Here is a 17,737-nt window from a genome sequence, read left to right as displayed (position 1 = left end):
CGTCGGCGGGAGCCCGGTCCGGCGGGAGCCCGGTCCGGTGGGTGGGCGTCCGCCGGGGCCGACGTCCGGTGCGTCACCGCGGGGCCGTGGGCCGGCGGGCCGGCCGTGCGGCGTCCGTCCCCGCGCCCGAGCGGGCTTCGGCGGTGCGGGCGGCGAGGGCGAGCAGCGCGCCGGCCAGGCAGAGGGCGGCCGCGACCAGGACGGCCCGGTCGGCGCCCGCCGCCAGGGCGCGGGCCGCGGCCCCGGGCTCGGACGAGCTGGGCCGGGCGGATCCGGCGACGGCGACCGTGACCGCCACGCCGAGGGCCGAACCCAGGTAGCGGGAGGCGTTGTTGGCGCCGGAGCCCATCGCCGCCCGGTGCGCCGGGACGCTGCCGATCGCCAGCCGGGCCAGGGCCGCGTTGAGCACCCCGCTGCCGACGCCCGCGACCGCGAGCCCCGGCACCAGCCGCAGCCAGGACGAGCCGGGCGCGAGCCCGTACAGTCCCAGCTCGCCCGCGCCGCAGGCCAGCAGGCCGAGGGAGACCTGGGTGGTGGCGGACAGCCGGGCGGCCAGGCGGCGGGCCTGGAGCGCGGAGACCACCGACAGGCCCGACCACACGGTCAGCACGCCGGCCGCGGCCGGACCGGAGAGGCCGAGTACGCCCTGGAGCAGGGTGGGCAGGTAGCTCATGAAGCCGACCAGCGACAGCCCGGTGAACAGCGCCCCGCCGGTGGCCGCGACGAAGCCGGGCTCGCGGAACAGGGCGAGGTCCAGCATCGGCTCCCGGGCCGTCGCCTCGACCACCGCGAACGCCGCCAGCAGCAGCACCCCGCCGGTCAGCAGTGCCACCGCGGTGGGCCGCCCCCAGCCGTCGCGGCCCTCGGCCAGTCCGGCGATCAGGCAGGAGGTGCCGGCGGCGAGGGTGAGCACCCCGTACGGGTCGAGCGCTCGCGGCCGCTCGGCCCGTGACTCGGTGAGGACGGCGACGGCGAAGCCGGCCACCACGGCCGAGCCCGCCGCGATGCCGCCGCCGACGGCGCGCCACCCGGCCCACTGCTGGACCAGCGCGCCGTACACCGGCCCGACCGCGATGCCGAGGCCGACCGCCGCGCCCCAGACGCCGAGTGCCCGGATCCGGTCGGGCCCGGGCGGGTGGGCGTGGCCGATCAGGCCGAGCGCGGGTGCCAGGACGGCTGCCGAGGCGACACCGAGGAGCACCCGGGAGGCCAGGTAGACGGCGCCGCCGGGGGCGAGTGCGGCCAGTGCCTCGGCGGCCGTGAACAGCAGCACGCCGAAGGTGAAGACCCGCTTGCGGCCGTGGTCGTCGGCGGCGCTTCCGGCGGTGAGCAGCAGCGCGGAGATGCCGACCAGGGTGCCGGTGAGGATCCAGGTGCGGCCGGCGGCGCCCAGGTGGGCGGCCTGGGCGGTGGCGGCGAGCGAGGCGGTGGGGGCGGTGTACGCGACGGTGGTCAGGGCGGTCGCCGCCGCGGTGGTCGCCAGCGTGGCGGCGGGCCGGAGGCGCGGGCCCGGGGCGGTGGGGGCGGTGGGCGAGGCGGGTGAGGAGCCAGGTGGTGTGGGGGACATGGGTGTTCCCTCCGGGGGCCGGACCCTTTGGTCTGGTGAATGAACCTTCTCTCGGGCGGCACGCTACCACCGTCAGTCTGTTCATTGAACCCTCAATGGCGGTGGACTAGGCTGACGCCCATGGCCCTGGGAACCGACTACGAGCTGCAGGAGTGCGCACTGGCCCGCGCCCTGGAGGTGGTCGGCGAGCGCTGGAGCCTGCTGATCGTGCGCGACGCGTTCTACGGGGTGCAGCGTTTCAACGACTTCCTCGCCCACCTCGGCATCCCGCGCGCCGTCCTCACCTCGCGCCTCAACGCCCTGGTCGCGGCCGGGGTGCTGCGCAAGGAGCCGTACCAGCGGGCGCCGCTGCGCCACGGCTATCTGCTCACCGGGACCGGCCTCGAACTCTGGGGCCCGCTCTACCAGCTGAGCCGCTGGGGTGGCCGGCATGCCACCGACGGCGGCTCGTACCACCTCTTCGCGCACGCCGACTGCGGCACCGACCTCGACCTGGTCGGCGTCTGTCCCGCCTGCGGCGGCGGGCCCGTCCCGCCGACCGCGGTCGTCATGCGGCCCAACCCCGCCCGCGCCGGCTCCCACCGGGAGGACCCGGTTTCCCGCGCCCTGGTCCGCCCCCACCCGCTGCTCGAACCGATCGCCTCGGCGGCGCCCCCGACCGGCTGACCGCCGGCCCGCGCGCCGCCGGCCCCACGCCGCCGGGCCCGCACGCTGACGGGCCCGCACGCCGACGGGGCCGCCGGCGTAGTGCCGACGGCCCCGCCCGGGACCGCTGTCACCCGGGAGCGGCGACCGGGGACAGCCCTCAGGAGGTGAAGCGCACCTCCGGGTTGGCGGCGCTCGGCCCGTCGAGCAGCGGCTGCGGGACGCCCTTCAGTTGGAGGTCGAAGAAGGCCCCGACGTACTGCCGGGTGAGCGCGAGGGCGCGCCCGCTCCCGAGCGTGGTGTACGGGCCCTTGGGGAGGCCGAGTCCCTCGAAGAAGACCGGGAGGTCGGTGAAGCTGCCGTGGTCGGAGCCGTCGACGGTCAGCAGGCGCTTCCAGCCGTCCAGCCGGGCCCAGCTCGTGACCCAGGACGGGTCCTCGGCGCCGTCGGCCAGCGGGTGGCCGATCATCATGAACGGCTTGCCGCCGAGGCCGGACGCGGGCACCAGGTAGTGCATGGTGCCGTCCAGGTTGACCCCGGCCCGGATCCGGTCGTCGGTGAGCAGGGCGGGGACGGTGGAGGCGCCGCCCGCGGAGTGCCCGGCCATGCCGATCCGGTCGCGGTCGATCAGCCGGGCGTAGCGCCAGGCCGGGTGCGGGCGGTCGGTCAGCCGGTCGATGACGAAGGAGACGTCCTTCGCCCGGCCCGCCTCCAGGCGCGCCGCGGCCGCGTCGCCGACGACGATGCCGCAGGCCGTGCAGGGGAGCGTCCGGCCGTCGGGGAAGGTGGTCCCGGTGTTCTCGTAGGTGTGGTCGATCACCGCGACGACGTAGCCGTGGCTGGTCAGGTCCTCGGCGAGGCCGCTGAGCGTGGCGCGCGGCATGGTGAAGCCGGGCGACAGGACCACCAGCGGGTAGTGGCCGCCCTGCGGGCGCGCCCCGGACTCCGACCACGTCCGGGTTCCGGACACCGCCTCGGTCGGGATGGTGTTGCCCGCCACCTTTCCGTCCAGCAGCGCCCGGGCGGCCGCGGGCGTCATGTACGGGGCGGGGGTGCCCGTCCCGGCGTGCGCGGGGTAGTACATCGAGACCATCAGCTGACGCGGACCGGAGGCGGGCACCCACGGGTCCGGACGGTTCCGGTCCACCAGGTGCAGGACCTCCTGCCCGACCGCGTACGGCCCGGTCGGGCGGGGGAGTTCGATCCGGGCGGCGGCCCGGTCGGCCGGGCCGGCGGCGGTGTCGGCGGCTGTGGTGCCGGAGTTGACGGGCGGCGCGGCCAGGGCCGGCGCGGCGGCGGCGACGGACAGCGGAAGTGCGAGCAGCAGGGCCGCCGCGGCGGCGGTCGTACGGAGTCGGCTCATGCCAGCGACGGTAGGTCGTGGGCAAGGGAACTGACGTCCGCTCAGCGGCGTACTGATCCCTTCCGGGAAGGGCTGCCGGCGCCCCTTAGGGGTGGGCGTCGGAAGGGCGGGCGGGTGCCCGCCCGGCGGCGGTCGACCGGCGGCGGCCGACCGACGGGAGTCAACCGGCGGCGGCCGCCCTGAGGTCCTCCAGGAAGTCCGCGGCCGCACGGGCGTTGGGCACCGCGAGGGCCAGCGGGAGACCGGCCGAGTGGGTCAGGATCTCCAACTCTCCGAGGCCGGACGCCCGGGCCGAGCGCACCTCCGCCCACCGGTGGGCCTCCGTCGCGGCGAGCGGGTGCGGCGGCCGGTGCACCAGCCCGCCGGCCGTCACCGTCAGCCGCCCCCGGACGAAGCGCACGCTCCCCTCGGTGCGCAGCGTCTCGTGCAGCGCGGCCCGGAACCCGGGGGAGAGGCGCTCCTCCAACTCCCGGAACAACGCGCCCAGGCCGCGCAGGTGCACCAGCTCCAGCGGCTCGTCCGCGCCCGCCGGCCATATTCGCCCGTGCTCGGGCACCCCGCGCGGCCCGCCGGGGGAGTACTCGGTGGCCTCCACGGCGCCCCAGGGCAGCGACGTCTCCCCGCCCTCGGCCGGGACCAGCACCAGCCCGCCCTCGTGGACCCGGACGGAGCGCAGCCCGGGCGCGGGGCGCAGCCGCTCGTAGCCGCTCACCGCCACCACCGCGGCGGCGGCCAGCACGGGCGAGGGCCACCACCCGCCGAGTGCCACGCAGACCGCCACGGAGACGACCACTCCGCAGGAGTGCAGCCACACCCGTGCCGGCCAGGACAGCGGCCGGCACCTCCGGTGCACCCGCACCACCGGGCCGAGCCGACCGGCACCACCGCTCGTTCCGGTGGTGCGGGAAGCGCCGGTCGCACCGGCCGAACCGGAAGCGCCGGCCGACCGCACGCGCGTCGGCGACCACGTCACCGCCATGGCGACCCCCTCTCACTCGGCGGAATCCCCCGTCGGAACCGCGACCGCCGGATCCCAGCATCAACCGCTCGTCGCCGCTGGCGACAGTGCCAATCGGCACCTTTTGGACCGAATCGGCCCCGCCATCATCGCGCCCCGGCCGGGGCCGCCCACCAGCGGGGGTGCGAACGGGGCGGGCCCGCCCTCACCCCGCCGTCGCGAACCCGTTCTGCAGCTCGCGCAGCAGCGCCGTGCCCGCCGGATCGGCCGACCGGCGGGTGTTGACCAGCACCACCACGCCCACCTGCTTCTCCGGGTCGAAGGCGACGAAGGAACGGAAGCCGCCCGTGCCCCCGTTGTGCCAGATCTGGAGGTGCCCGCCCTGCTGGGCGCGCAGCCGGTGCCCGAGCCAGCCCAGGTGCGTCCAGGCGAACGGGTTGACCCGGTGGCGGGTCTCCCGGGTGAGGGCGATCGCCGGCGACAGCGGCGCGTCCGGCTCGCGCGCGGCGGCCAGTTGGGCCCGCAGGAACACCGCCAGGTCGGCGGCGGTCGAGCGGAGCCCGCCCATGCCGGGCACGGCCGCGAAGGTCCAGGGCGGCACCGGCCGGCCGCCCGGCGTGTGACCGTGCGCCAGGCGCGCGGACCGTTCCCCGTCCGGCCGCAGACCGGTGTCCGCCAGGCCCAGCGGCGCACCGACCTCGCGTGCCACCAACTCCTCGTACCCGAGGCCGGACCGCTGCGCGAGGGCCAGGCCGAGCAGGCCCGCGCCGAGGTTGGAGTAGCGGAATCCACGCCCGGGCGCGGACCGCAGTCGCGTCCGCGCGAGCCCGTCGAGTACCCGCTCGGCGGTGCAACCGGCGTACGGATCGGGCATGTTGGGGGACAGCAGCGACTGCAGCGCCATGCCCCGGGGCAGTCGGGGGAGCCCCGAGGTGTGGGTGGCGAGGTGCCGCAGGGTGATCGGTTCCCGGCCCTTGGCCGGGACGACGGCAGGACCGCCCGAGGGCCCGGTGAGCACCTCGGCGAGCGGGTCGTCCAGCCGGACCGCACCGTCGAGGGCCAGCCGCGCGAGCGCGAGCGAGGTGAACACCTTGGTGACGGAACCTATCTCGAACAGGGTGCGCGGCCCGGGCACCCCACCACCCGGACCGGTCCGCCCGGCGCCGCGGATCTCCACAACACCGCCGGCCAGCCCGGCGACCACCGCGCCGACGTGGCGGCCCGCGAGCCGGTCGGCCGTCTGCTGCACGAGGCAGGCGAGTTCGTTCATGGTCGCGAGCCTAGACACCCTCACCGGCCGGATCGTCCGCCCGGAAAACGATATCGACCCCCGCCGGTGCTCCCGCAGACGTACGCCCGCCGGTGCTCCCGCAGGCGTGCGCCCGGCAGTGGCCCGCAGGCGTACGCCCGGCAGTGGCCCGCACGCCGGCGACGTCCTCGACCCGCCGCGCCCCTCAGCCCTCCAGCGCCTCCCGCAGCCGGCCCGCGATCTCCGCCGCCCCCGCCTCGTCCGGATACCGCCGCCGCGGCCAGAAGAACCCGCGCAGCCCGTCCTTCGGATTGCGCGGCACCACGTGGACGTGCAGGTGCGGCACCGACTGGCTGATCCGGTTGTTCGCCGCGACGAAGCTGCCTGCCGCGCCCAGCCCGCGCTCGACGGCCGTCGCCACCCGCTGCACCCGCAGGAAGAACGGTCCCACCTCCGCGGCCGGCAGGTCGGCCAGGGTCGGGTGGTGGGCGCGCGGTACGACCAGCACGTGCCCGGGGAACAGCGGCCGGCGGTCCAGGAAGGCCACCGCGGCCTCGTCGTCCAGCACCCGGTGCGCCGGCTCCTCGCCCGCCACCACCGCACAGAAGACGCAGTCCATCCGTCCATTCAAACCACGGGCGGCCGTCCCGGCACTCCCGCCGACCCCCGCGGATCCGGCTTCACCCGTCCGGCTCCCGCCCGGGTGCGGCCGCTCCGGCGCCGGGCGCACGGTGGCGCCGGGGGCAGGACGGCGGGCGCATCGAGCGTTCCGCGAGGCGGCCCCGCGAGGAGGTGGCCCGGATGCCGGGCAAGTTCGAGGTCTATCAGGACGCCGGCGGCAAGTACCGGTTCCGGCTCAAGGCGGGCAACGGCGAGATCGTCGCCACCGGCCAGGGCTACGCCAGCAAGGACGCCGCCCACAAGGGTGTCGAGGCGGTCCGGCGGGCCGCCGACGGCGCGGCCGTGGAGGACCTTCCCAGGGCGGCCTGAGCGCGCGCCGCCCGGCGACCGGTCCGCCCCGGGGCCGGTCGCCGGGCGTCCCGCGCGGAGCGGGGTCCGTACGGAGCGGGGTCCGTTTGGAGCGGGGTCCGAGCGACCCCGGCGCCCCACTCGTCTCACTCGTACCGGTACAGCAGTGCCTCCCGCTCGTACTGCTCGATCAGCTCCACGGTCAGCGACTCGTCCCGCAGGTGCGAGAGCGTGACCTCCGCCGAACTCGGCTGCGCGTCCTTGGCGAGCCAGTTCTCCGGCTTCCACGCCGAGGAGCGCAGGAAGGCCTTCGGGCAGTGCCCGTACACCTCCTCGACGGCGACCACGATCGCGCTGCGCGGCGGCTTGCCGACGGCGGTCAGCTGCCGCAGCAGCTCGGGGTCGGTCGAGACGCAGGCCCGCCCGTTGACCCGCAGTGTGGTGTCCCGGCCCGGGACGACGAAGAGCAGCCCGACCCGGCCGGTCTCCAGGATGTTGTGCAGGGTGTCCAAGCGCTTGTTGCCGGTGGCGTCCGGAATGGCCAGGGTGTACGGGTCGAGCACCGAGACCAGCCCGGCGGGCCCGCCGCGCGGGGAGACGTCGCAGCGTCCGGCGGCGTCGGTGCTGGCCACGAACACCAGCGGGGAGCAGGCGATCAGGTGCTGGGCGACCTCGTGCAGGTGGTCGACCTGCTTGCGGCGGGCCTGGTCGCCGGGCTGCTCGTAGATCTCCCGCAGCTGGGCGGGGTCGCTGAGCGCGCCCGCGTGGAGGGCGTCGAACAGGCCGCCCGGCCGGTCCGGCGCGGAGGTTGACGAAACGGCAGATTCCGGTGTGGTCGTCATACCGGGAATGTAGCCGAGGCCGCTCGGCGCACCCCGCCCCCGCACTCCCGCGGCCCGCCGTGAAATTCCGCCCTCACCCCTCCCCACCAGCGGTTCCACGTTCATAATGGGGGCCAGGGAGCACTGGGACAAGGCCCGCCGGGCAGCCGGAGGTGGTGGTCGTGATCGTCAGAATCTGGGCCGGGCAGGTCCTCGCCGATCGACTCGATGAGTTCTGCGCGCACCTGGCCGCCCAGGTGATCCCGCAGCTCGGGCGGACCGAGGGCTGCCTCGGCGGCGAGCTGCTGCGCTCGGTGTCCGAGGACCGGCACCGGGTGCTGGTGCTGAGCCGCTGGCGCGACGAGGAGGCCCTGCGCGGGTACGCGGGGCCGATGTGGCGGATCCGGCCGGTCTGGTCGGAGGGTGAGCTGAGCTACCTCGCCCACCCGCCGGAGGTCACCCACTTCTTGCAGATTGCCGCACCGGCCACGCTCTGAGCCGGGCTCTCACACCGACAGCGGCACCGAATGGATCTCGTCCGCGGGGTGCCCGGAGCGGTCGTGGACCCGCTGCACGGCTTCCTTGGACGGCGCGTCGGAGAGGCAGTACACCGTGCCCGATTCCGGGTCCGCCCAGGCCTGCTGGAAGTGGACGCCCTCCTCGCCCTGGATCGCCAGATCGGCCATGTGGGCCTGTTTGAGCTGCTCCTCCGTGATGCCGGTCATCCCGTGGTGGACGTCCATGAACTTCGCCATCGCCCTCGCCTCCGTAGCTTCGACGTGTCATCGACAGGGCCCCGACTACCAGCCTCGCCCCGGCCGTCCGCCTGCGCCACCAGACCGCCGGGCCCGTGCCCGCGGACCGGCTCGCGCGAGCGGCGGACGGCACCCGCCGCGCATTCCCCGCACGCCCGTGAAACAGACCACAGGCACGGGGCCTCCCTGCCGTTGCGCCGACCGTGGCACAATGACGGCATCAAGCAGTGACGTTCAGCGCACTCCGGGGTCGGTGAAAATCCGAACCGGCGGTTACAGTCCGCGACCCGTCCGCAGCCAGCGGCCGGTTGACCAGGTGAAATTCCTGGACCGACGGTTAAAGTCCGGATGGGAGGCGTGCGCGGGCGGACGAAGAGCAGTACCCGTGGGTCCAGTGGCGGAGAACCGTCCTCCGGGCCCCGGTCAGGTGAACGACGGGAGCGGTGTCTCCCGTGCCGGGCGAGCGATCTCCCGGCGGCCTCGGCATCCCCGGCGACGGGTGGTGTCCCCGGCCCGTACGCCGGTGCCCGTCCGTGTCATCTCCCATGCCGCCCCGGAGTCCGCGCCCCAAGCGCGAGGAGAACCCGGGTGTTCACCGGCATCATCGAAGAGCTCGGCGAGGTCGTGTCGATCCAGGAGATCGGCGACTCCTCGCGGATCCGCCTGCGCGGCCCGGTGGTCTGTACGGGTGCCCGGCACGGCGACTCCATCGCGGTCAACGGCGTGTGCCTGACCGTCGTCGACGGCCCGGCGGAACTGGCCGCCGGCACCGGCGAGTTCAGCGCCGACGTGATGGCCGAGACGCTGCACCGCTCCAGCCTCGGCGAACTGGCGCCCGGCTCCCGGGTCAACCTGGAGCGCGCCATGGCGCTCGGCGACCGGCTGGGCGGTCACCTCGTCCAGGGCCATGTCGACGCCACCGGGCGGCTGTTGAGCCGAGAGCCCGGCGAGCGCGACGCGGCGGGCGACCTGCGCTGGGAGGTGCTGCGGTTCTCGCTGCCCGGGACCATCGCCCGCTACCTGGTGGAGAAGGGCTCGATCACGGTCGACGGCGTCAGCCTCACCGTGGTGGAGGCCGCGCGGGACAGCTTCACCGTCAGCCTCATCCCGGCCACCCTCGCGCTCACCACGCTCGGCGCCAAGGGCGTCGGGGAGAGCGTCAACCTGGAGGTGGACGTGCTGGCGAAGTACGTCGAGCGGCTCCTGGAGTCCCGCACCCTCCCGAACCTGGCGAACCTGCCGAACCTCTCCAACCCGTCGGGCCTGTCCGACCTGTCCAACCCGTCCGGCCGGCCGGTCGACGGAACCCCGGGGGAGTCCAAGTGAGCTGGCTCAGCGGCGAGGCGTTCACCGTCCTCGGCGAACACGTCAAGTGGGCCGACATGTTCGGCAACATCCTCGGCCTCGGCGGGCTCGCGCTCGGCTGGCGCCGCTCGGTCTGGAGCTGGCCGGTCCAGCTGCTGTCCGGCGCCGTGCTGATCGCGGCCTACTTCGGCGGCCACGTCCCCGGCCTGATCGGCAAGCAGCTGATCGTTATCGCCACCGCCGCCTGGGGCTGGGCGCAGTGGCGGCGGGGCCGCCGCGACGGCGGCACGATCGCCGTACGGTTCGCGAGTTGGCCCGAGCGGCTCGTGCTGGCGGCAGGCACCGCGGCGGGCACCGTCGCGCTCGCCCTGCTCTTCACGTCCTTCCCCAGCCTGTCCTGGAGCCCCTGGTCGGACGCCTACATCTTCGTCGGCACGCTGGCCGCGATGGTCGCCCAGGCCCGCGGCTGGGTGGAGTTCTGGTTCGCCTGGATCGCGGTCGACGCGGTCGGCGTGCCGTTCGCCTTCAACAGCGGCTACACCTTCTCCGGCCTCACCTACTCCGTCTACTTCGTCCTGGTGCTGCTCGGCCTGCGTTCCTGGTGGCTGAGCACCCGTGAGCCGCGCGCCAAGTCCGCCACCGTCCCGCAGGGAGCCACGGTATGACCGAGATGACCGAGAACCAGTCCAGCAACGGCGCCACCGGGTCCGAGCCCGAACTCGTCCTCGACCCGGTCGAGCGGGCGATCGCCGACATCGCCCTCGGCCGCGCCGTGGTCGTGGTCGACGACGAGGACCGCGAGAACGAGGGCGACATCGTCTTCGCCGCGTCCGCCGCGACCCCCGAGCTGATGGCCTTCACCGTCCGCTACAGCTCCGGCGTGATCTGTGCCCCGATGACCGGTGAGGAGCTGGACCGCCTCAAGCTCCCGCCGATGACCCAGGTCAACGAGGACCGCAAGGGCACCGCGTACACCGTCTCGGTGGACGCCCGCGAGGGGGTCGACACCGGCATCTCCGCCGCCGACCGCGCCCGTACCGTACGGCTGCTCTCCTCGTCCGGCACCCAGCCCGGCGACCTCACCCGCCCCGGGCACGTCTTCCCGCTGCGAGCCGTCGAGGGCGGCGTGCTGGTCCGCCCCGGGCACACCGAGGCCGCCGTCGACCTGGCCCGGCTGGCCGGGCTGCCGCCGGCCGGCGCGATCGCCGAGGTGGTCAACGACGACGGCAGCATGGCCCGGCTGCCCGAGCTGGTCGCCTTCGCCCGCGAGCACGGCCTCGCGATCATCTCCATCGAGGACCTGATCGCCTACCGCCGCCGTACCGAGCTGCACGTCGACCGGGCCGCCGTCACCGCCCTGCCCACCGCGTTCGGGGAGTTCACCGCCGTCGGCTACCGGGGCACCATCGACGGCGTCGAGCACCTCGCGCTGGTGGCCGGCGGTCTGGACGCGCAGGGCCGGCTGCCGGACGACGAGGACGTCCTGGTGCGGGTCCACTCCGAGTGCCTGACCGGTGACGTCTTCGGCTCGCTGCGCTGCGACTGCGGCCCGCAGCTGCAGGCCTCGCTGCAGCGGGTCGCCGAGGCCGGGCGCGGAGTGGTGCTGTACCTGCGCGGCCACGAGGGGCGGGGGATCGGCCTGGCCCACAAGCTGCGCGCGTACGAGCTGCAGGAGCGGGGGCGGGACACCGTCGACGCCAACCTGGACCTCGGTCTGCCCGCCGACGCCCGGGACTACAGCATCGCGGCCCAGATGCTGGTGGACCTCGGCGTCCGCTCGCTCACCCTGCTCACCAACAACCCGCAGAAGCTGACCGCGCTCACCGAGCACGGGCTCAAGGTCAAGGGGCGCGAAGCGGTCGAGATCGCGCCCGGCGAGCACAACCTGCGCTACCTGCGCACCAAGCGCGACCGGATGGGCCACGAGCTGCCCGGCCTCGATTCCTGACCCCGGCCCCGGCCCGGCCCCGGGCCCTGAGCACCCGAACCCGCACGACAGCCACCCGCACCCGCACGACAGACAGAACGGACGTAGAGACATGAGCGGCCACGGAGCCCCCGAGCTGACCATCGACGGCGCCGCCGACCTCAAGGTCGCCGTCGTCGCCGCCCAGTGGCACGACACGGTGATGAACGGCCTGCTGGACGGCGCCCACCGCGCGCTCAAGGAGCTGGGCGTCGCCGAGCCGACCGTGCTGCGGGTGCCCGGCACCTTCGAGCTGCCGGTCGCCGCCAAGCGCCTCGCCGAGCGCGGCTACGACGCCGTGGTGGCCCTCGGTGTGGTGATCCGCGGTGGCACCCCGCACTTCGACTACGTCTGCCAGGCGGCCACCGCCGGCCTCACCCAGGTCAGCGTCGACACCGGCATCCCGGTCGGCTTCGGCGTGCTGACCTGCGACAACGAGGAGCAGGCGATCGACCGCGCGGGCCTGCCCGGCTCCGCCGAGGACAAGGGCCACGAGGCCGTCACCGCCGCCGTCGCCACCGCCGCGGTCCTGCGCGCGGCGCTCTGACGACGAACCGCCCGGTCCCGGAGCACGGACGTCCACTGGACTGTCCACGCTCCGGGACCGTTTACCGTCCGTCCGCCCGCACGCCGTAAGGTGGGCCCATCATGGCTTCGAAGACATTCGAGGAGCTCTTCGCCGAGCTCCAGCAGAAGGCCGCCACCGGCGACCCCTCGTCCTCCCGTACCGCGCAGCTCGTCCAGCAGGGCGTCCATGCGATCGGCAAGAAGGTCGTCGAGGAGGCCGCCGAGGTCTGGATGGCCGCCGAGTTCCAGTCGGACGAGCAGACGGCGGAGGAGGTCTCGCAGCTCCTCTACCACGTTCAGGTGATGATGATCGCCCGCGGACTGACGCTCGACGACGTCTACAAGTACCTCTAGAAACCCCGCTCCCAGAGCACACCCATCCTCCCAACAGGTAAGGAAGCAACCTCCCATGCTGCGCATCGCCGTCCCCAACAAGGGTTCTCTCTCGGGTCCCGCGGCGGAGATGCTCCATGAGGCCGGCTACCGCCAGCGGAAGGACCCCAAGGAGCTCGTCCTCGTCGACCCGAACAACGAGGTGGAGTTCTTCTTCCTCCGCCCGCGGGACATCGCCGTCTATGTCGGCTCCGGCCGCCTCGACGTCGGCATCACCGGCCGCGACCTGCTGCTGGACTCGCACTCCAACGCGGAGGAGGTGCTCGCCCTCGGCTTCTCCGGGTCGACCTTCCGCTTCGCCCGCCCCGAGGGCGTGGACGTCGAGGACGTCAAGGGCCTGGAGGGCCTGCGGATCGCCACCTCCTACACCGGCCTGGTCGAGCAGCACCTCGCCGACCACGGCGTGAAGGCGACGGTCACCAAGCTGGACGGCGCGGTCGAGACCGCGGTGCAACTGGGCGTCGCCGACGTGATCGCCGACGTGGTGGAGACCGGCACCAGCCTGCGCAACGCCGGCCTGGAGGTGTTCGGCGAGCCGATCCTGATCTCCGACGCCGTGGTGATCCGGCCCAAGGGCGCGGGCGAGGACACGCGGGTGGAGCAGTTCCTGCGCCGCCTCCAGGGCGTGCTGGTGGCCCGCCGCTACGTGCTGATGGACTACGACATCCGCGCCGAGAAGGTCGGCTCCGCCGTCGCGCTCACCCCGGGCCTGGAGTCGCCGACCGTCTCCCCGCTGCACACCGAGGGCTGGGTCGCGGTCCGTTCGATGGTGCTCCGCAAGGAGGCCCAGCAGATCATGGACGACCTGTGGAGCATCGGCGCCCGGGCCATCCTGGTCACCAACATCCACGCCTGCCGCCTCTGACCAGGGGGCCCGCCGCCCTCGCACCGCGTGTCCGGGCGACCTGCCCGCCGGCCCGCGGGTAAAGAACGGTTCAATGGGGCGGGGACGCCGACCGCGTCCCCGCCCCTCGTGCTGCCGCAACCAGAACCACCCCGGAGACCCCACGTGTCCACGCCGCCCGTCCAGTTCCCCGTCACCTGGGCGCCGCGCCGCACCCGCGCCGTGCTGCTGCCGGTCTGCGTGCTGCTGGTGGCGCTGTTCTCCGCGATGGCCGTGCTGCTCCCGGAGAACTGGCAGCTCAACGACCGGATCATGATGATGGCCAGCGGCGTCCTGTTCGCCGGCGTCGGCCTGATGCTGGCCCGCCCCCGGGTGAGCGCCGACGCGGAGGGCGTGACGGTGGTCAACTTCGTCCGCCGCCGCCGGCTCGCCTGGGCCGAGATCGTCCGGGTCAACTTCCGCCAGGGCGACCCGTGGGCCACCCTCGACCTCGCCGACGGCACCTCGCTCGCCGCGGTCGGCATCCAGTCCGGCGTCGGCAAGGACCGGGCGATCGCGGACGCCCGCGCGCTGCGCGACCTGGTCGAGCAGCACGCCCGGGTCTGAGTCCGGACCCGCCCCCACCGGGGGTTCTCCGTTCCCGGCGGGCCGAACAGGCTCCTTACCCCCATCCGGGTATGGTCTACGCTGGTAAAAGTAGGGCAAAGTTCGCCCTGCCCGAAATCGAGTGCCCGAACCCGACCAGAGGAGTGACACTCCCCCTCGATGGACGATCCGTCCGGTAGTACCTGCGCCGCCTCGCTTCCCGATCCCGGAAGGCAGGCGGCACTGTGATCACCGCTTGGCTGCTGTTGCTCGCGGCCGTTCTCCTGATCCTCGCCAATGGCCTCTTCGTGGCCGCCGAGTTCGCCTTCGTGACCGTGGAGCGCGGGGAGGTCGACCGGTCCGCCGAGGCGGGCGACGCCAAGTCCCGCCGCGTCGCCGGGGCCCTGCGGCACCTCTCCTTCGAACTCTCCGGTGCCCAGCTCGGCATCACCGTCACCTCGCTGGTGGTCGGCATGCTCGCCGAGCCGGCGCTGTCCACCCTGCTCGCACCCGTGATGTCCGCCATCGGGGTGCCCGACTCGGCCGCCCGCGGCGTCTCCGTGATCGTCGGCATGGTGCTGGCCACCGTCGTGCAGATGGTGATCGGCGAGCTGGTGCCGAAGAACTGGGCGATCTCCCGCCCGCTCCAGGTGGCCCGCGCGGTCGCCGCCCCGCACATGGCCTTCTCCTTCGCCTGCCGCCCGCTGATCAGCTTCCTGAACGGCGCCGCCGACCGGACCGTCCGGGCCTTCGGCATCGAGCCGCAGGAGGAGCTGGCGCACGCCCGCACCCCGGACGAGCTGGTCTCGCTGGCCCGTCACTCGGCCAAGGCCGGCGCCATAGACGAGGAGTCGGCGACCCTGTTCGTCCGGACCCTGGGCCTGCGCGAGCTGACCGCGGAGTCCGTGATGACCCCGCGCGTCGACGTGGCCGCGCTCCAGCGCGACGCCACCGCCTCCGACGTCATCAACCTGACCCGGGCCACCGGCCTGTCCCGCTTCCCGGTCTACACCGACAGCCTGGACGAGGTCACCGGCACCGTCACGCTCAAGGACGCCCTGGCCGTCCCGGCCGCCCGGCGCGGCCTGGTGCGGGTCGGCGAGCTGGCCTCGCCGCCGCTGCTGGTGCCCGAGACGCTGCCCGCCGAGCGGCTGCTCGACCAGCTGCGCCGCCTGCAGCCGATGGCCATCGTGGTCGACGAGTACGGCGGCACCGCCGGCGTCGTCACCGTCGAGGACATCGTCGAGGAGATCGTCGGTGAGGTGCAGGACGAGCACGACCCGGACGACCACCCCGAGCTGTTCCCGCTGCCGCCGGTCAACGGACTGCCGGTCTGGGAGGCCGACGGCCGCGCCCGGATCGACCAGCTGGAGCGGATCGGCCTGAACGCCCCGGACGGCCCGTACGAGACCCTGGCCGGTCTGGTCTCCGACCTGCTCGGCAAGCTCCCCGAGGTGGGCGAGCAGGCCGAGCTGCCCGGCTGGCGCTTCACCGTCACCGGTGTCGACCGCCACCGCACCACCGAGGTCCGGGTGGAGCGCACCACCGCGCCCGCGCAGTTCGACGAGGACCGGGAGGAGGGCCGGTGACCGCCCTGCAACTGGCCGTCGCGCTGCTGCTCCTGCTCGGCAACGCCTTCTTCGTCGGCGCCGAGTTCGCCGTGGTGTCGGTGCGCCGCAGCCAGATCGAACCGCTCGCCGAGGCCGGGCACAAGCGCGCCCGCACCGTGCTGCACGCGCTGTCCAACGTCTCCGCGATGCTGGCCGCCGCCCAGCTCGGCATCACCGTCTGCTCGCTGGGCCTCGGCGCCCTCGCCGAGCCGACCATCGCCTCCCTGCTGGAGGGCCCGTTCCACGCGATCGGCGTCCCGTCCACGCTGATGCACCCGCTCTCGTACGGGATCTCGCTCGCCGTCGTGGTCTTCCTGCACATGGTGATGGGCGAGATGGTGCCGAAGAACATGGCCATGGCCGGCCCGGAGCGGGCCGCGCTCTGGCTCGGCCCGCCGCTGGACCGGCTGGCCCGCTGGCTCGCCCCGGTGATCCGGGTGCTGAACGCCCTCGCCAACGGCATCCTCAAGCTGTTCCGGGTGGACGCCAAGGACGAGGTCGAGTCGGTCTTCACCACCGAGCAGCTGATGTACCTGCTGGTGGACTCCCGGGACGCCGGGCTGCTCGACGAGGGCCGCCAGGAGCGCCTGGAGGACGCGCTGGAGCTGGGCCACCGCCCGGTCACCGAGGTGCTGCTCAAGCCCGAGCAGCTGGTCACCGTGGACACCAAGGCGACCGCCGCCGAGGTCGAGGAGCTGGCGCTGCGCACCGGCTTCTCGCGCTTCCCGGTCACCGACGGCGACCCGGCCGGCCACGGCTACCTCGGCTACATCCACCTCAAGGACGTCCTCGACGTGGAGGACACCTCGGCGCCCGTCCCGGCCCGCCTGTGGCGGCCGATCACGGTGCTGCGCGGCAGCCTCCCGCTGGACGACGCCCTCGGCGCGATGCGCCGGGCCACCTGCCACCTGGCCGCCGTGCTGGACCAGGACGGGCGCACGCTCGGCGTGGTCATGCTGGAGGACGTGCTGGAGGAGCTGGTCGGCGAGGTGCACGACCCGGACCACCGCGCCACGGCCTGACGCCCGCCCGGCAGGTCCGGGCCCCGCTGACGGCGTGTTCGCTCCCGGCGATTTCGCCCAGAGCATGCAGCCGTTCCATGCCGGCCACCCTGGGAGCAGGGTGGTCGGCATGAGACTTCTCCTGCTGGGTGGAACCGAGTTCGTCGGACGGGTCGTCGCCGAAGAGGCGCTGGCCAGGGGATGGGAGGTGACGGCCCTCAACCGCGGCACGCGGCCGGCGCCCGAGGGCGTCCGGACACTGCTGGGCGACCGCACCGCCGAGGGCGGCCTCGCGGCGCTCGGCACCGGGGAGTGGGACGCCGTGGTGGACACCTGGTCCTGGGCCCCCGCGGCGGTGCGCGACAGCGCCCGCCTGCTGAACGGCCGGGTCGGCCACTACGCGTACGTCTCCAGCCGGTCGGTGTACGACTACCCGCTGCGGGCCGGGGCCGGCGAGGCCGCGCCGGTGGTCGCCTCCTCCCCGGACCTCACCGGCGAGGTGCCCTACGCCGAGGCCAAGCGCGGCGCCGAACTGGCGCTGGAGGCGGAGTTCGGCGGGCGGGCGCTGCTGGCCAGGGCCGGGCTGATCCTCGGCCCGCACGAGAACATCGGCCGGCTGCCGTGGTGGCTCAACCGGATCGCCGAGGGCGGCCCGGTGCTCGCCCCGGGGCCGCGCGGGCTGGCCCTGCAGTACATCGACGTCCGCGACCTCGCGGCCTGGACCCTGGACGCCGCGGCGGCCCGCCTCGCCGGCCCGTACAACCTGGTCGGCCCGTCCGGCCACGCCACCATGGGCGAGCTGCTGGAGGCCTGCGTACAGGCCACCGGCTCGGACGCCGAGCTGCGCTGGACGGACCCGGAGCGGATCCTCGCGGCGGGCGTCGAGCCGTGGACCGAGCTGCCGATCTGGCTGGCGCCCGGCGAGCTGTACGACTTCCTGCACACCGGCTCGGTCGAGCGCGCGCTCGGCGCGGGGCTGCGCTGCCGCCCGGTCGCCGAGACCGTGGCGGACACCTGGGCCTGGCTGCGGTCGATCGGCGGCAGCGCGCCGCGGCGGGCCGACCGGGTCACGGTCGGGCTGGACCGGGAGCGGGAGGCGGCGCTCCTCAACGGCTGAACGGGCGGGCGGGCCGGTCCCC

Annotated in this window: 20 protein-coding genes and 1 riboswitch; of the genes, 13 read left to right on the top strand and 7 right to left on the bottom strand. The window is 74.4% G+C overall.

Annotated elements, in window-relative coordinates; all coding sequences use genetic code 11:
* Positions 1 to 73: 73 nt before the first annotated feature.
* On the bottom strand, positions 74 to 1,567 hold the full coding sequence (locus ACFVUY_RS28140; protein ID WP_387734451.1) for an MFS transporter: 1,494 nt from the start codon (positions 1,565 to 1,567) through the stop codon (positions 74 to 76).
* Positions 1,568 to 1,687: 120 nt separating this feature from the next.
* Between ACFVUY_RS28140 and ACFVUY_RS28135 the strand changes: the two genes are divergently transcribed.
* On the top strand, positions 1,688 to 2,233 hold the full coding sequence (locus tag ACFVUY_RS28135) for a winged helix-turn-helix transcriptional regulator (protein WP_380349656.1): 546 nt from the start codon (positions 1,688 to 1,690) through the stop codon (positions 2,231 to 2,233).
* A 139-nt stretch (positions 2,234 to 2,372) separates the two neighbouring features.
* Here the strand turns inward: ACFVUY_RS28135 and ACFVUY_RS28130 are convergent, their stop codons facing one another.
* From ACFVUY_RS28130 to ACFVUY_RS28115, 4 genes are all read right to left on the bottom strand, one after another.
* The gene (locus ACFVUY_RS28130) at positions 2,373 to 3,575 is read right to left on the bottom strand and encodes an alpha/beta hydrolase family protein (RefSeq protein WP_387734449.1); all 1,203 of its coding nucleotides are present in this window, start codon (positions 3,573 to 3,575) and stop codon (positions 2,373 to 2,375) included.
* 160 nt (positions 3,576 to 3,735) lie between these two features.
* Positions 3,736 to 4,368 carry a hypothetical protein gene (locus ACFVUY_RS28125; protein ID WP_387734447.1) on the bottom strand — a complete coding sequence of 211 codons (633 nt, stop codon included), beginning with the start codon at positions 4,366 to 4,368 and terminating at the stop codon, positions 3,736 to 3,738.
* A 370-nt stretch (positions 4,369 to 4,738) separates the two neighbouring features.
* Positions 4,739 to 5,803: a serine hydrolase domain-containing protein gene (locus ACFVUY_RS28120; RefSeq protein WP_387734444.1), complete on the bottom strand. Its 1,065-nt coding sequence runs from the start codon at positions 5,801 to 5,803 to the stop codon at positions 4,739 to 4,741.
* A 184-nt stretch (positions 5,804 to 5,987) separates the two neighbouring features.
* A complete protein-coding gene (locus tag ACFVUY_RS28115; RefSeq protein ID WP_387688421.1) occupies positions 5,988 to 6,401 on the bottom strand; it encodes an HIT family protein in 414 nt (137 codons plus the stop codon).
* A gap of 182 nt (positions 6,402 to 6,583) precedes the next feature.
* On the opposite strand from ACFVUY_RS28115, the gene ACFVUY_RS28110 reads away from it, so the two are divergent.
* Complete coding sequence (locus ACFVUY_RS28110) at positions 6,584 to 6,772, top strand: DUF1508 domain-containing protein (protein WP_359898688.1); 189 nt, start codon at positions 6,584 to 6,586, stop codon at positions 6,770 to 6,772.
* A 125-nt stretch (positions 6,773 to 6,897) separates the two neighbouring features.
* On the opposite strand, the gene ACFVUY_RS28105 is transcribed toward ACFVUY_RS28110, so the two are convergent.
* Positions 6,898 to 7,593, bottom strand: a complete 696-nt coding sequence (locus ACFVUY_RS28105) for an MSMEG_1061 family FMN-dependent PPOX-type flavoprotein (RefSeq protein WP_387688419.1) — start codon at positions 7,591 to 7,593, stop codon at positions 6,898 to 6,900.
* A 161-nt stretch (positions 7,594 to 7,754) separates the two neighbouring features.
* On the opposite strand from ACFVUY_RS28105, the gene ACFVUY_RS28100 reads away from it, so the two are divergent.
* Positions 7,755 to 8,069, top strand: coding sequence for an antibiotic biosynthesis monooxygenase family protein (locus ACFVUY_RS28100; protein ID WP_359898684.1), 315 nt, complete (start codon positions 7,755 to 7,757; stop codon positions 8,067 to 8,069).
* Between the two features lie 9 nt (positions 8,070 to 8,078).
* Here the strand turns inward: ACFVUY_RS28100 and ACFVUY_RS28095 are convergent, their stop codons facing one another.
* On the bottom strand, positions 8,079 to 8,327 hold the full coding sequence (locus ACFVUY_RS28095) for an SCO4226 family nickel-binding protein (RefSeq protein ID WP_387688417.1): 249 nt from the start codon (positions 8,325 to 8,327) through the stop codon (positions 8,079 to 8,081).
* 236 nt (positions 8,328 to 8,563) lie between these two features.
* A riboswitch (FMN riboswitch) is annotated at positions 8,564 to 8,691 on the top strand.
* 224 nt (positions 8,692 to 8,915) lie between these two features.
* On the opposite strand from ACFVUY_RS28095, the gene ACFVUY_RS28090 reads away from it, so the two are divergent.
* The 10 genes from ACFVUY_RS28090 (at position 8,916) to ACFVUY_RS28045 (ending at position 17,715) form a co-directional block, all read left to right on the top strand.
* On the top strand, positions 8,916 to 9,653 hold the full coding sequence (locus ACFVUY_RS28090) for a riboflavin synthase (RefSeq protein ID WP_387734441.1): 738 nt from the start codon (positions 8,916 to 8,918) through the stop codon (positions 9,651 to 9,653).
* 56 nt (positions 9,654 to 9,709) lie between these two features.
* Entirely contained in the window at positions 9,710 to 10,297 is a 588-nt protein-coding gene (locus ACFVUY_RS28085; protein WP_359898858.1) for a nicotinamide mononucleotide transporter family protein, read from the top strand.
* A gap of 5 nt (positions 10,298 to 10,302) precedes the next feature.
* Positions 10,303 to 11,580 (top strand): bifunctional 3,4-dihydroxy-2-butanone-4-phosphate synthase/GTP cyclohydrolase II, encoded by a 1,278-nt coding sequence (locus ACFVUY_RS28080; RefSeq protein WP_387688754.1) that lies wholly within the window; start codon positions 10,303 to 10,305, stop codon positions 11,578 to 11,580.
* Between the two features lie 91 nt (positions 11,581 to 11,671).
* Positions 11,672 to 12,145, top strand: a complete 474-nt coding sequence (gene ribH, locus ACFVUY_RS28075) for a 6,7-dimethyl-8-ribityllumazine synthase (protein WP_387734439.1) — start codon at positions 11,672 to 11,674, stop codon at positions 12,143 to 12,145.
* Positions 12,146 to 12,246: 101 nt separating this feature from the next.
* Positions 12,247 to 12,519, top strand: a complete 273-nt coding sequence (locus ACFVUY_RS28070) for a phosphoribosyl-ATP diphosphatase (RefSeq protein ID WP_280685086.1) — start codon at positions 12,247 to 12,249, stop codon at positions 12,517 to 12,519.
* 55 nt (positions 12,520 to 12,574) lie between these two features.
* Positions 12,575 to 13,423: an ATP phosphoribosyltransferase gene (gene hisG / locus ACFVUY_RS28065; protein WP_387688413.1), complete on the top strand. Its 849-nt coding sequence runs from the start codon at positions 12,575 to 12,577 to the stop codon at positions 13,421 to 13,423.
* Positions 13,424 to 13,567: 144 nt separating this feature from the next.
* Positions 13,568 to 14,008, top strand: a complete 441-nt coding sequence (locus ACFVUY_RS28060; protein ID WP_359898675.1) for a PH domain-containing protein — start codon at positions 13,568 to 13,570, stop codon at positions 14,006 to 14,008.
* 224 nt (positions 14,009 to 14,232) lie between these two features.
* Positions 14,233 to 15,576: a hemolysin family protein gene (locus ACFVUY_RS28055; protein WP_387688411.1), complete on the top strand. Its 1,344-nt coding sequence runs from the start codon at positions 14,233 to 14,235 to the stop codon at positions 15,574 to 15,576.
* Positions 15,573 to 16,619, top strand: a complete 1,047-nt coding sequence (locus ACFVUY_RS28050; protein WP_387734437.1) for a hemolysin family protein — start codon at positions 15,573 to 15,575, stop codon at positions 16,617 to 16,619. The genes ACFVUY_RS28055 and ACFVUY_RS28050 overlap by 4 nt, the downstream gene beginning before the upstream one ends.
* A 109-nt stretch (positions 16,620 to 16,728) precedes the next feature.
* The gene (locus ACFVUY_RS28045) at positions 16,729 to 17,715 is read left to right on the top strand and encodes an NAD-dependent epimerase/dehydratase family protein (protein WP_387734434.1); all 987 of its coding nucleotides are present in this window, start codon (positions 16,729 to 16,731) and stop codon (positions 17,713 to 17,715) included.
* Positions 17,716 to 17,737 lie beyond the last annotated feature (22 nt).

The sequence above is a fragment of the Kitasatospora sp. NPDC058063 genome, assembly GCF_042885395.1.
Taxonomy (GTDB): Bacteria; Actinomycetota; Actinomycetes; order Streptomycetales; family Streptomycetaceae; genus Kitasatospora; species Kitasatospora lactacystinica.
The sequence above is the reverse complement of the archived record's forward strand: the minus strand, read 5'-3'. Positions and strand labels throughout refer to the sequence as shown.